This is a genomic window from Streptococcus pseudopneumoniae (genome assembly GCF_038148935.1).
In the GTDB taxonomy this organism is placed as follows: Bacteria; Bacillota; Bacilli; order Lactobacillales; family Streptococcaceae; genus Streptococcus; species Streptococcus pseudopneumoniae_U.
In genome coordinates this window covers 1-13,300 of record NZ_JBBJZX010000051.1, presented here as the reverse complement: position 1 = coordinate 13,300, position 13,300 = coordinate 1, and the positions used below count along the sequence as shown (strand labels likewise).

At 42.7% G+C, this 13,300-nt stretch carries 12 protein-coding genes and 1 pseudogene; 9 read left to right on the top strand and 4 right to left on the bottom strand.

What is annotated here, in order from left to right:
- Positions 1-236: 236 nt before the first annotated feature.
- Positions 237-329: a type I toxin-antitoxin system Fst family toxin gene (locus tag WKI42_RS06770; RefSeq protein ID WP_000970382.1), complete on the bottom strand. Its 93-nt coding sequence runs from the start codon at positions 327-329 to the stop codon at positions 237-239.
- 133 nt (positions 330-462) lie between these two features.
- Between WKI42_RS06770 and ruvB the strand changes: the two genes are divergently transcribed.
- The 9 genes from ruvB to WKI42_RS06725 all read left to right on the top strand — a co-directional run bounded on the left by ruvB (position 463) and on the right by WKI42_RS06725 (position 11,607).
- Complete coding sequence (ruvB, locus tag WKI42_RS06765; RefSeq protein ID WP_078748265.1) at positions 463-1,461, top strand: Holliday junction branch migration DNA helicase RuvB; 999 nt, start codon at positions 463-465, stop codon at positions 1,459-1,461.
- A complete protein-coding gene (locus WKI42_RS06760; RefSeq protein WP_368081503.1) occupies positions 1,442-2,014 on the top strand; it encodes a nucleotidyltransferase family protein in 573 nt (190 codons plus the stop codon). The genes ruvB and WKI42_RS06760 overlap by 20 nt, the downstream gene beginning before the upstream one ends.
- Before the next feature lie 230 nt (positions 2,015-2,244).
- Positions 2,245-3,003 (top strand): isoprenyl transferase, encoded by a 759-nt coding sequence (locus tag WKI42_RS06755; RefSeq protein ID WP_000466719.1) that lies wholly within the window; start codon positions 2,245-2,247, stop codon positions 3,001-3,003.
- Between the two features lie 8 nt (positions 3,004-3,011).
- Entirely contained in the window at positions 3,012-3,815 is an 804-nt protein-coding gene (locus tag WKI42_RS06750) for a phosphatidate cytidylyltransferase (protein WP_368081502.1), read from the top strand.
- A gap of 21 nt (positions 3,816-3,836) precedes the next feature.
- Positions 3,837-5,096, top strand: a complete 1,260-nt coding sequence (rseP, locus tag WKI42_RS06745; RefSeq protein ID WP_368081501.1) for an RIP metalloprotease RseP — start codon at positions 3,837-3,839, stop codon at positions 5,094-5,096.
- Between the two features lie 12 nt (positions 5,097-5,108).
- The gene (locus WKI42_RS06740) at positions 5,109-6,962 is read left to right on the top strand and encodes a proline--tRNA ligase (protein ID WP_368081500.1); all 1,854 of its coding nucleotides are present in this window, start codon (positions 5,109-5,111) and stop codon (positions 6,960-6,962) included.
- Between the two features lie 98 nt (positions 6,963-7,060).
- Complete coding sequence (gene bglA / locus WKI42_RS06735) at positions 7,061-8,440, top strand: 6-phospho-beta-glucosidase (RefSeq protein WP_368081499.1); 1,380 nt, start codon at positions 7,061-7,063, stop codon at positions 8,438-8,440.
- A gap of 190 nt (positions 8,441-8,630) precedes the next feature.
- A complete protein-coding gene (gene glmS, locus WKI42_RS06730; RefSeq protein ID WP_173253125.1) occupies positions 8,631-10,439 on the top strand; it encodes a glutamine--fructose-6-phosphate transaminase (isomerizing) in 1,809 nt (602 codons plus the stop codon).
- Between the two features lie 118 nt (positions 10,440-10,557).
- On the top strand, positions 10,558-11,607 hold the full coding sequence (locus tag WKI42_RS06725) for an Atu2307/SP_0267 family LLM class monooxygenase (RefSeq protein ID WP_173274984.1): 1,050 nt from the start codon (positions 10,558-10,560) through the stop codon (positions 11,605-11,607).
- Positions 11,608-11,813: 206 nt separating this feature from the next.
- Here WKI42_RS06725 and WKI42_RS11060 read toward each other — a convergent pair whose 3' ends face one another.
- From WKI42_RS11060 to WKI42_RS06720, 3 genes and pseudogenes are all read right to left on the bottom strand, one after another.
- Positions 11,814-11,882, bottom strand: a complete 69-nt coding sequence (locus tag WKI42_RS11060) for an LPXTG cell wall anchor domain-containing protein (RefSeq protein ID WP_440581619.1) — start codon at positions 11,880-11,882, stop codon at positions 11,814-11,816.
- A gap of 77 nt (positions 11,883-11,959) precedes the next feature.
- Positions 11,960-12,385, bottom strand: a complete 426-nt coding sequence (locus WKI42_RS11090) for an N-acetylmuramoyl-L-alanine amidase family protein (protein ID WP_173282729.1) — start codon at positions 12,383-12,385, stop codon at positions 11,960-11,962.
- 21 nt (positions 12,386-12,406) lie between these two features.
- Positions 12,407-13,300, bottom strand: a pseudogene (locus WKI42_RS06720) (amylopullulanase); the annotation flags it as partial.

Here is a 13,300-nt window from a genome sequence, read left to right as displayed (position 1 = left end):
ATTGTCTATTTGTTTACTAAATCAAAATTTCTATGAAATTGATAGAATCCCTAACTTTATCTTAAACTTGAAAGTCTTGTTGTAAAGCGGTTAAAGCTTGAAAAGCCGAGGATATAAACCTTTGACAAATTTTGTGAACTATGGGATAATAAACAGGAATTGAGTACTAGTTCTATATCATAGGCTAGAAAAGACCCCAAGCTCACGACCAAATAAGCTTGAGGTCTTTTTTGACACTATTTGTCCTTGTTTAGCCATTTATCGACTAATCGAAGAACGACACCGACCACAATTGGTCCGATGATAGTTTTGAGTACTAATTCCATCATGGGCTATCTCACCTCCTTTCGTAGGCGGTGTAGCAGTGTCGTAAAATATTATACCACATACATGCTAAACTTAGGAGTCACCCAATCGGGTGGCTTTTTTGTTTGTGGCTTGGATTTTTGATATAATAGAGCCATGAGTAGAATTTTAGACAATGAGATAATGGGGGATGAGGAGTTAGTAGAACGCACGCTCCGTCCTCAGTATTTACGTGAATATATTGGGCAGGATAAGGTTAAGGATCAGCTTCAAATCTTTATCGAAGCTGCTAAAATGCGGGATGAAGCGCTGGATCATGTGCTCTTATTTGGGCCTCCAGGTTTGGGGAAGACGACCATGGCCTTTGTTATTGCAAACGAACTGGGTGTTAATCTCAAGCAGACGTCGGGTCCTGTTATCGAAAAAGCTGGTGATCTGGTAGCGATTTTGAATGACTTAGAGCCTGGGGATGTCCTCTTTATTGACGAGATTCATCGCTTGCCCATGTCGGTGGAAGAGGTGCTTTATAGTGCCATGGAGGACTTCTACATTGACATCATGATTGGTGCTGGTGAAGGCAGTCGCAGTGTTCATTTGGAGTTGCCACCTTTTACCTTGATTGGTGCTACGACTCGGGCTGGTATGCTTTCCAATCCGCTACGGGCACGTTTTGGGATCACAGGTCATATGGAGTATTATGCCCATGCTGACTTGACAGAAATTGTTGAGCGGACAGCAGATATTTTTGAGATGGAAATCACTCATGAGGCGGCATCTGAGTTGGCCTTGCGTAGTCGTGGAACCCCTCGTATTGCCAATCGTCTCCTCAAGCGCGTGCGCGATTTTGCCCAGATTATGGGGAATGGGGTTATCGATGATCTTATTACCGCTAAGGCTCTGACCATGCTGGATGTTGACCATGAAGGTCTAGACTATGTGGATCAAAAAATCCTTCGCACCATGATTGAGATGTACGGTGGTGGTCCTGTTGGTCTAGGAACTCTTTCTGTTAACATAGCAGAAGAGCGTGAGACAGTTGAAGACATGTATGAACCCTACTTGATTCAAAAAGGCTTTATCATGAGGACACGTTCTGGACGGGTAGCGACTGCTAAAGCATATGATCACTTAGGTTATGAATATAATGAAAAATAAGCAAGAAATTCTAGAAGCTTTTAGAAAAAATCCAGATATGATGGCTATTCTGACTGTCATCCGAAACTTGGAGTTGAAAGATTCCTGGTTGGCAGCGGGTTCTGTCAGAAATTTCATCTGGAATCTCTTGTCAGACAAATCCCCTTTTGACTGTGAAACAGATGTAGATGTGATTTTCTTTGATCCAGATATTTCTTATGAGGAAACCTTGTTCCTAGAGAAAAAGCTGAGAGAGGGCTTTCCTCAGTACCAGTGGGAATTGAAAAATCAGGTCTATATGCACCAGCACAGCCCTCATACTGCTCCCTATAGTAGCTCTTGTGATGCTATGAGTAAGTATCCAGAACGGTGTACGGCTGTTGGACTACGCTTGAATGAAGAATCCGATTTTGAACTCTATGCACCTTATGGTTTGGAGGATATTTTGAATTTTCAAGTTCGTCCAACTCCTCATTTCTTAGAAAATGAAGACCGAATGAAGCTCTATCAAACACGATTATCCAAGAAAAATTGGCAGGAGAAATGGAAAAATTTGATTTTTAAAACTTCTTAAGGAAACTTTAAGCTAGGAAGTGTATACTAAGTCCATAAGTTAAGAAGACCTTAACTTAAACTCCTAAAACTTTTTCATAATAATCTCCCTATAAAAATAAAGTCGCCCAATCAGGCGGCTTATTTTTTTGAAAAATGGGCTTTGTGCCTGAGAATAAATAGCTTAGTGATAGAAGAAAATAGGGAAATATGGTATAATGAAACGATAGATTTTTGAATAGGAATAAGATCATGTTTGGATTTTTTAAGAAAGATAAGGCTGTGGAAGTAGAGGTTCCGACACAGGTTCCTGCTCATATCGGCATCATCATGGATGGAAATGGCCGTTGGGCTAAAAAACGTATGCAACCGCGAGTTTTTGGACACAAGGCAGGCATGGAAGCATTGCAAACTGTGACCAAGGCAGCCAACAAACTAGGCGTTAAGGTGATTACGGTCTATGCTTTTTCTACAGAAAACTGGACCCGTCCAGATCAGGAAGTCAAGTTTATCATGAACTTGCCAGTAGAGTTTTATGATAATTATGTCCCGGAACTGCATGCAAATAATGTTAAGATTCAAATGATTGGGGAGACAGACCGCCTGCCTAAGCAAACCTTTGAAGCTCTGACTAAGGCTGAGGAATTGACTAAGAACAACACAGGATTGATTCTTAATTTTGCCCTCAACTATGGTGGACGTGCTGAGATTACACAGGCTCTTAAGTTGATTTCTCAGGATGTGTTAGATGCCAAAATCAACCCAGGTGACATTACAGAGGAATTGATTGGCAACTATCTCTTCACCCAGCATTTGCCTAAGGACTTACGAGACCCAGACTTGATTATCCGTACCAGTGGAGAATTGCGTTTGAGCAATTTCCTTCCATGGCAGGGAGCCTATAGTGAGCTCTATTTTACAGACACCTTGTGGCCTGATTTTGACGAGGCAGCCTTGCAGGAAGCCATTCTTGCCTACAATCGTCGTCATCGCCGATTTGGAGGAGTTTAGGAGGAAATATGACACAGGATTTACAGAAAAGAACCTTGTTTGCAGGGATTGCCCTGGCTATTTTCCTACCAATTTTAATGATTGGGGGACTCTTGCTTCAGATAGCAATTGGAATCATAGCCATGCTAGCCATGCATGAACTTTTGAAGATGAGAGGTCTAGAGACCATGACGATGGAGGGTCTCTTGACCCTCTTTGCAACCTTTGCTTTGACCATTCCCTTGGAGAATTATCTGACTTTTTTACCAGTTGATGGGAATGTGGTTGCCTATAGTGTTTTGATTTCAATCATGTTAGGAACGACTGTTTTTAGCAAGTCTTATACGATTGAGGATGCGGTTTTCCCTCTTGCTATGAGTTTCTATGTGGGCTTTGGTTTTAATGCTCTATTAGATGCTAGAATTGCAGGTTTAGATAAGGCGCTTTTGGCCTTGTGTATTGTCTGGGCGACCGACAGTGGTGCCTATCTTGTTGGGATGAACTATGGGAAACGAAAATTAGCTCCGATAGTTTCTCCAAATAAAACCTTTGAGGGTGCTTTAGGTGGTATTTTAGGTGCTATTTTAGTAACTATTATCTTTATGATGTTTGACAGTACAGTCGCTCTTCCGTATGGAATTTACAAGATGTCAGTCTTTGCTATTTTCTTTAGCATAGCTGGACAATTTGGTGATTTACTAGAAAGTTCGATCAAGCGTCACTTTGGTGTCAAGGATTCTGGGAAATTTATCCCTGGACATGGTGGTGTTTTGGATCGTTTTGATAGTATGTTGCTTGTATTTCCAATCATGCACTTATTTGGACTCTTTTAATCAAAAGACGGAGGAAATACTATGCTCGGAATTTTAACCTTTATTCTGGTTTTCGGGATTATTGTGGTGGTGCATGAGTTTGGGCACTTCTACTTTGCCAAGAAATCAGGGATTCTAGTCCGTGAATTTGCCATTGGTATGGGGCCAAAAATCTTTGCTCATATTGGCAAGGATGGAACGGCCTATACCATTCGGATCTTACCTCTTGGGGGCTATGTTCGTATGGCCGGTTGGGGTGATGATACCACTGAAATCAAGACAGGAACTCCTGTCAGTTTGACGCTTACTGATGATGGTAAGGTTAAACGCATCAATCTTTCAGGTAAAAAATTAGATCAAACAGCCCTCCCCATGCAGGTGACCCAGTTTGATTTTGAAGATAAGCTCTTTATCAAGGGCTTGGTTCTGGAAGAAGAAAAAACATTTGCAGTAGATCACGATGCAACGGTTGTGGAAGCAGATGGTACTGAGGTTCGGATTGCTCCCTTGGATGTTCAATATCAAAATGCAACTATCTGGGGCAAACTGATTACCAATTTTGCAGGCCCTATGAACAACTTTATCTTAGGGGTTGTTGTTTTCTGGATTTTAATCTTCATGCAGGGTGGTGTCAGAGATGTCGATACCAACCAGTTCCATGTTATGCCCCAAGGTGCTTTGGCTAAGGTAGGAGTGCCAGAAACGGCCCAAATTACCAAGATTGGCTCACATGAGGTTAGCAACTGGGAAAGTTTGATTCAGGCTGTGGAAACAGAAACCAAAGATAAGACGGCTTCGACCTTGGATGTGACTATTTTTGAAAATGGTAGTGACAAACAAGTCACTGTTACTCCGGAAGAAAGTCAAGGCCGTTACCTTCTAGGTGTTCAACCGGGGATTAAGTCAGATTTTCTATCTATGTTTGTAGGTGGTTTTACAACCGCAGCTGACTCAGCTCTCCGAATTCTATCAGCTCTGAAAAATCTGATTTTTCAACCGGATTTGAACAAGCTAGGTGGACCTGTTGCCATCTTTAAGGCAAGTAGTGATGCTGCTAAAAATGGAATTGAGAATGTCTTGTACTTCTTAGCAATTATTTCCATCAATATTGGGATTTTTAATCTTATTCCGATTCCAGCCCTGGATGGTGGTAAGATTGTGCTCAATATCCTAGAAGCCATCCGCCGCAAACCATTGAAACAAGAAATTGAAACCTATGTCACCTTGGCCGGAGTGGTCATCATGGTTGTCTTGATGATTGCTGTGACCTGGAATGACATTATGCGACTCTTTTTTAGATAATCGAGGAATATTATGAAACAAAGTAAAATGCTTATCCCAACGCTTCGCGAAATGCCAAGCGATGCTCAAGTTGTCAGCCATGCTCTTATGTTGCGAGCTGGTTATGTTCGTCAAGTCTCAGCAGGTGTTTATTCTTACCTACCACTTGCCAATCGTGTGATTGAAAAAGCTAAAAATATCATGCGCCAAGAATTCGACAAGATTGGTGCCGTTGAGATGTTGGCTCCTGCCCTTCTCAGTGCAGAATTGTGGCGCGAATCAGGTCGTTACGAAACTTATGGTGAAGACCTTTACAAACTAAAAAACCGTGAACAATCAGACTTTATCCTAGGTCCAACTCACGAAGAAACCTTTACAGCTATTGTCCGTGATTCTGTTAAGTCTTACAAGCAATTGCCACTTAACCTTTACCAAATCCAGCCTAAGTATCGTGATGAAAAACGCCCACGTAATGGACTTCTCCGTACACGTGAGTTCATCATGAAAGATGCCTACAGCTTCCACGCTAACTATGATAGCTTGGACAGTGTTTATGATGAGTACAAGGTTGCTTATGAGCGTATTTTCACTCGTAGTGGTTTAGATTTCAAGGCAATTATTGGTGACGGTGGAGCCATGGGTGGTAAGGACAGCCAAGAATTTATGGCCATCACACCAGCTCGTACAGACCTTGATCGCTGGGTTGTCTTGGATAAGTCAGTTGCTTCATTTGACGAAATTCCTGCAGAAGTGCAAGAAGAAATCAAGGCAGAATTGCTCAAATGGATGGTTTCTGGTGAAGATACCATTGCTTACTCAAGTGAATCTAGCTATGCGGCTAACTTAGAAATGGCAACAAACGAGTACAAACCAAGCAACCGTGTTGTCGCTGAAGAAGAAGTGACTCGTGTTGCAACACCAGATGTTAAATCAATCGATGAAGTTGCAGCCTTTCTCAATGTTCCAGAAGAACAAACGATTAAAACCCTCTTCTACATGGCAGATGGTGAGCTTGTTGCAGCCCTTCTAGTTGGAAATGATCAACTCAACGAAGTCAAGTTGAAAAACCACTTGGGAGCAGATTTCTTTGACGTTGCTAGCCAAGAAGAAATTGCAAATGTTGTTCAAGCAGGGTTCGGTTCACTTGGACCAGTTGGTTTGCCAGAGAATGTTAAAATCATTGCAGACCGTAAGGTGCAAGATGTTCGCAATGCAGTGGTCGGCGCTAACGAAGATGGCTACCACTTGACTGGTGTGAACCCAGGCCGTGATTTTACTGCAGAATATGTGGATATCCGTGAAGTTCGTGAGGGTGAAATTTCCCCAGACGGGCAAGGAGTCCTTAACTTTGCGCGTGGTATCGAAATTGGTCACATCTTCAAACTTGGCACTCGCTATTCAGCAAGCATGGGAGCAGATGTCTTGGATGAAAATGGCCGTGCTGTGCCAATTATCATGGGATGTTACGGTATCGGTGTCAGCCGTCTCCTTTCAGCAGTGATGGAGCAACACGCTCGCCTCTTTGTTAACAAAACGCCAAAAGGTGAATACCGTTATGCTTGGGGAATCAATTTCCCTAAAGAATTGGCACCATTTGATGTGCACTTGATCACTGTCAATGTCAAGGACGAAGAAGCGCAAGCCTTGACAGAAAAACTTGAAGCAAACTTGATGGGAGCTGGTTACGAAGTCTTGACAGATGACCGTAATGAACGTGTCGGAGTGAAATTCAGCGATAGCGACTTGATTGGATTGCCAATCCGTATCACTGTTGGGAAGAAAGCAGCCGATGGCATCGTAGAAGTGAAGATTAAAGCGACTGGTGACACCATCGAAGTTCATGCAGATAACTTACTTGAAACGCTTGAAATTCTCAGCAAGAAATAAAAACTATAATCAGAAGAAAAACAAGGAAAAAATGTAACTAGTTTTTACCTTGTTTTTTCTGTATAATGGGAAAAATGAGTAGATAAAGAGGTAAATGTATGCTAAGATTTCCAAAGGATTTTGTCTGGGGATCCTCTACTTCTGGACCACAAACAGAAGGACGTGTAGCTGGTGACGGTAAGGGCGATAATATCTGGGATTATTGGTACCAAGTGGAGCCGAATCGTTACTATAATGGGATTGGTCCAGATAAGACATCGACCTTTTATGAAAATTGGGAAAAGGATATCGAGCTACTGGTAGAAACTGGTCACACGGCCTTTCGGACTTCTATTCAGTGGTCACGGATTTTTCCACAAGGGCGTAGGGAAGTCAATCCTCAGGGTGTAGATTTTTACCGTAAGGTTTTTGAAGCTATTAAGGCTAAGGGGATTCGTCTCTTAGTCAATCTTTATCATTTTGATCTGCCTTTTGCCCTTCAAGAGGCTGGTGATGGTTGGGAAAATAAGGCAACTGTCTCAGCCTATGAAGACTATGCTCGTTTTTGTTTTGAGACTTATGGAGATTTAGTGGATCAATGGATTACCTTTAACGAGCCAATCGTTCCAGTAGAATTTGGCTATTTTTACGATGCCCATTATCCACATAAGGTGGATGCAGAAGCGGCGGTTAAAGTAGCTTATCACACACAATTAGCTAGCAGTCTAGCGGTCAAGGCCTGTCATGAACTTTTGCCAGATTCCAAGATTGGGATTGTCTTAAATTTGACACCGGCTTATCCACGTAGCCAGCATCCTGCTGATGTCAAGGCTGCTAGGATTGCGGACCTTTTTCAGGCCCAATCTTTCTTAGATCCGTCTGTTTTGGGAACTTATCCACAGGAGTTGGTAGAAATCTTGCATGAATACGGTCTCTTGCCTGATACTACAGAGGAGGAGTTGGAACTCATTCGTGACAATACGGTGGACTTCCTTGGTGTCAACTACTATCAACCTTTGCGTGTTATGGCGCCTCAATTTGCTAAGCATCCAGAGAGTCCACTCTTACCCGAACATTTTTACGAGCCTTATGTGATGCCTGGACGTAAAATCAATCCTCATCGTGGCTGGGAGATTTATGAGCAAGGGATTTATGACATTGCCCAAAATATCAAGGAAAATTATGGCAATATTGAGTGGATGTTGACAGAGAATGGTATGGGTGTTGAAGGGGAAGAAAAATTCCGTGAGAATGGAATGATTCAAGATGATTACCGTATTGACTTTGTAAAAGGTCATCTTCGTGAACTGCACCGTGCCATTGAAGATGGAGCCAATTGTAAGGGCTACTTAATTTGGACCTTTATCGATTGTTGGTCATGGCTCAATAGTTATAAAAATCGCTATGGTTTGGTCGAATTAGACTTGAAAACGCAAGAACGTCGTCTGAAAAAATCAGGGCACTGGTTCAAGGAATTAAGCGATAATAATGGATTTTAAAAAGGACTCTGACTGATTATCCTAATTGGTCAGAGTTTTTTGCTTACAGGAGATGAATTTTAACTATACCAATTTTAACTCTTGACAAGTGAAAGAAACAAGTATATACTGTTTTTGCTGATTCTATAAAAGAGGAATTAGACTATACCAATTTAAGGAGAAAGCACAGCTTGCCTGTGTCGTATATACTATGTGTGGAATTGTTGGTGTTGTTGGAAACACAAATGCAACTGATATTTTGATTCAAGGGCTTGAAAAGCTCGAATACCGTGGCTATGATTCTGCGGGAATTTTTGTCCTAGGTGGTGCTGAAAATCACCTAGTCAAGGCTGTCGGTCGTATCGCAGAATTATCTGCTAAGACAGCTGGTGTTGAGGGTACAACTGGTATCGGACATACTCGTTGGGCGACTCACGGGAAACCAACGGAAGACAATGCTCACCCACACCGCTCTGAGACAGAACGTTTTGTCTTGGTTCACAATGGGGTCATTGAGAACTATCTTGAAATCAAGGAGGAATACCTTGCAGGACACCACTTCAAGGGGCAAACAGATACGGAAATCGCCGTTCACTTGATTGGAAAATTTGCGGAAGAAGATGGCTTGTCAGTTCTTGAAGCCTTCAAAAAAGCTCTTCACATCATCCGTGGTTCTTATGCCTTTGCCTTGGTTGACTCACAAAATCCTGAAGTCATCTACGTAGCTAAAAATAAATCACCACTTTTGATTGGTCTTGGTGAAGGTTATAACATGGTCTGCTCAGATGCTATGGCTATGATTCGTGAGACCAACCAATATATGGAAATTCATGACCAAGAGTTAGTAATCGTCAAGGCTGATAGTGTGGAAGTTCAAGACTATGATGGCAACAGTCGTGAGCGTGCTAGTTACACTGCTGAGCTAGACTTGTCAGATATCGGTAAGGGAACTTATCCTTACTACATGCTCAAGGAAATCGATGAGCAACCAACAGTGATGCGTAAGTTGATCCAAGCCTACACAGATGAGGCTGGTCAAGTTGTCGTAGACCCAGCTATCATCAAGGCTGTTCAAGACGCAGACCGTATCTACATCCTTGCAGCTGGGACATCTTACCACGCAGGATTTGCTTCTAAGAAAATGTTGGAAGAATTGACAGATACGCCAGTTGAACTTGGAATCTCATCTGAGTGGGGCTACGGCATGCCACTTCTCAGCAAGAAACCACTTTTCATCTTTATCAGCCAGTCTGGTGAAACAGCGGACAGCCGTCAGGTTTTGGTCAAGGCTAATGAAATGGGAATCCCAAGCTTGACAGTGACAAATGTACCAGGCTCAACTCTTTCACGTGAAGCCAACCATACCATGCTTCTTCACGCAGGTCCTGAAATTGCTGTGGCATCAACTAAAGCCTATACAGCACAAATCGCAGCCCTTGCCTTCCTGGCAAAAGCAGTCGGAGAAGCAAATGGCAATGCTAAAGCGCAAGCCTTTGACCTGGTTCATGAGTTGTCAATCGTAGCTCAGTCTATCGAATCAACTCTTTCAGAGAAAGAAACCATCGAAGCCAAGGTTCGTGAGCTTCTTGGAACAACTCGCAATGCCTTTTATATTGGGCGTGGTCAAGATTACTACGTAGCTATGGAAGCAAGCCTTAAACTCAAAGAGATTTCTTACATCCAGTGTGAAGGCTTTGCGGCAGGAGAACTCAAGCACGGAACCATTGCCTTGATTGAAGAAGGAACACCTGTCTTGGCACTCTTGTCAGATCCAGTCCTTGCCAACCATACTCGTGGAAATATCCAAGAGGTCGCAGCCCGTGGTGCCAAGGTTCTCACTATTGCAGAAGAAAATGTTGCCAAGGATACAGACGACATCGTGCTTACGACTGTACACCCTTACCTCTCACCAATTTCAATGGTTGTGCCAACGCAATTGGTCGCTTATTTTGCAACTCTGCACCGTGGCCTTGATGTGGATAAACCACGTAACCTTGCTAAGTCAGTAACGGTAGAATAAGCCAAAAAAGTCTAGTTATCTAGGCTTTTTCTTGTGAGCAAATCGGTTGATTGTCTTCAAGATTAGTGTTAGAATAATTTTTCAAAATGAAGGACAGAGGTAGACAAGGAGAATCACTGTGGTAGAATTGGGAATTTCAACATTTGGGGAAACAACGGAACTTGAAGGGACTGGCCAGACTTACAGTCATGCCGAACGCATTCGCCAGTTGGTGGCGGAGATTGAACTGGCTGACAAGGTTGGTTTGGATGTATATGGGATTGGCGAGCACCATCGAGCGAATTTTGCGGTATCAGCCCCAGAGATTATCCTGGCAGCTGGGGCAGTCAATACCAAGAAAATCCGTTTGACCAGCGCAGTCAGCATTCTCTCGAGCATGGATCCGATTCGTTTGTTCCAACAGTATGCCACTATCGATGCTTTGTCAAATGGACGAGCGGAGATTATGGCTGGAAGGGGTTCTTTCACGGAATCTTTTCCCTTGTTTGGATATGATTTGAAAGACTACGAAGCCCTTTTTGATGAGAAATTAGACTTGCTTCAATTAGTCAATGAAAAGACCAAGTTAGACTGGCAAGGTCGATTGACCCAAACGATTGCTGGTAAAGAAGTTTATCCTCGTCCAGTTCAGGACAAATTACCCTTGTGGATAGCGACAGGTGGTCATGTCGAATCAACAGTGAAGATTGCTCAGGCAGGTCTACCGATTGTCTATGCCATTATCGGTGGCAATCCTCGTTATTTTAAAAAGTTTATTCAGGCTTATCGTGAGATTGGGAGCGAAGCGGGCCATGCCAGTCAGGAACTAAAGGTTGGGGCTCATTCTTGGGGTTGGATTGCTGAGGATGGCGAGCAGGCGGTGAAAGATTATTTCCATCCGACCAAGCAAGTGGTGGATGCTATTTCTAAAGACCGTCCGCACTGGCAGGAATTGCGTTATGAGCAATATTTAGAGCAAGTAGGACCAAATGGCGCCATGTTTGTGGGCAATCCAGATCAGGTGGCAGAAAAATTGATTCGCATGATTAAGGATTTAGGTTTGGACCGCTTTATGTTGCACCTACCTCTTGGTTCTATGCCTCATGAACAAGTCCTGAGAGCTATTGAACTCTTCGGCACACAAGTGGCACCAAAAGTACGGGCTTACTTTGCCATGAAAGAGGCTTAATAAAAAATCCTCATCAGGCCTATTAGGACAATAAATATTGTACAAAAATCAATCCCCCGAGCGTTAAGACTTGGGGGATTGTTCTATAGGAGGGCTAGTTTATACTCTTCAAAAATCTCTTCAAACCACGTCGGTTTCCATCTGTAACCTCAAAGCAGTGCTTTGAGCAGACTGCGGCTAGTTTGCTCTTTGATTTTCATTGAGTTTTAGTTCTCTTTTTTGTTTTTTAGCAAGAATCCGAGACCTAGAAGGGCAAGGAGGTTGATTCCTGCCAACAGGAATTTGTTATCGTTGAGCTTCCTGTATTTGGATTAGTTATATCTAGCTATGCAAAGGTTATACAGTAGCAGTTTTAGCTAACCCATTCACCGTTTTCATTGACCAAATATCCTTCAACTCTTGTATTAACTGCAAGTTTACCTGATGAATCAACATAGTACCATTTGCCAGAAACTTCAAACCATTGATTTTCTTTCATAGCTCCTGATGGATCTAGATAGTACCAAGTATCTCCATCTTTTACCCAACCAGTTGACATAGAGCCGTTACTATTTAGGAAGTACCAAACATTGCCATCTTTCACCCAACCAGTTGACATAGAGCCATCATCTTTTAGATAATACCAAGTATCTCCATCTTTGATCCAACCAGTAGCTAGAGAACCGTCTGCTTTATGGAAATACCAGATGCCATTTTCTTGTTTCCAACTAGCTTTAGTTGCCTGATTTGGAGTTTCCGGTTTCTTATTTGTATAAGCTGGAGTGTAGGAAGTTACAATAGCTTGTGTAGAAGTAGCTGGAAGTGATTGAGTATTACTGTCCTTATGTGGTTGTGAAGCTTGTGAATCAGTTGTAGCTTGGCTAGGTTTATTTTCCGCATCAGCTACTTTTGCATTCGGTTTAGTAGAATCAGGTCTAGCTTGTGGAGCTGGATCTTGATGTGCAGGGTGAGAAGCTTCATTTTGATGTTCAGGCTTGGAAGGGGTTGAGTCTGGTTTCTCTTCTGCGGTTGACTCATGGCTAGTTCCATTTTGAGAGATTCGAAGAATAGTGGCTGTAAGGGCATTTAATTTCAAGCCTTTTTCAGTCCATTCAAGTCCTTTCGGGTTGGCAATTCCGACTGGCCCTGCTTGGTTTTCATCTGCTAAAACTTCAGCATTTCTGAGGTGGGCAAAGGCAGTTCCCAAGTTAAATTCGCGAGCTTTTTCATCCGCATTGACAAAGACTGCGTAGATATCACCGTTTGGAGCAGTGATTTGGTAGCCAATCACTACGTCCTCTTTTGCCACACCATTTTGACCTGGGACAGTGATGAGGTGGACACGGTCTTTGATATCTTGAAGACTCTTAAGTCGGAAGGCATCTGTAGATTGACGAAGAGCAATCAACCCTTTCATATAGTCACGGCTCTTGACATTTTCAGGATATGCTTTTCCATCTGTAGCCTTAGTCCAGTCAAACTTGTTGACTGCATCGCTAGAATCGTAAGAGTCATGGATGAAGTAAGGGTAGTCAAATGGATTGCCATCCTTATCACGCAACAAGTGAGATTTGTTTGGAACCTTATCCTCTGCTACTGGAGTCTTGTAGGCTGGGTCACGGAATTGTTTAGTACGTCCGTATTCCTGACCAGAGTGGATAAATGGAGTTCCTTGAGCTGTCAAGACCATGAGATTTCCAAGTCGCAAACGACG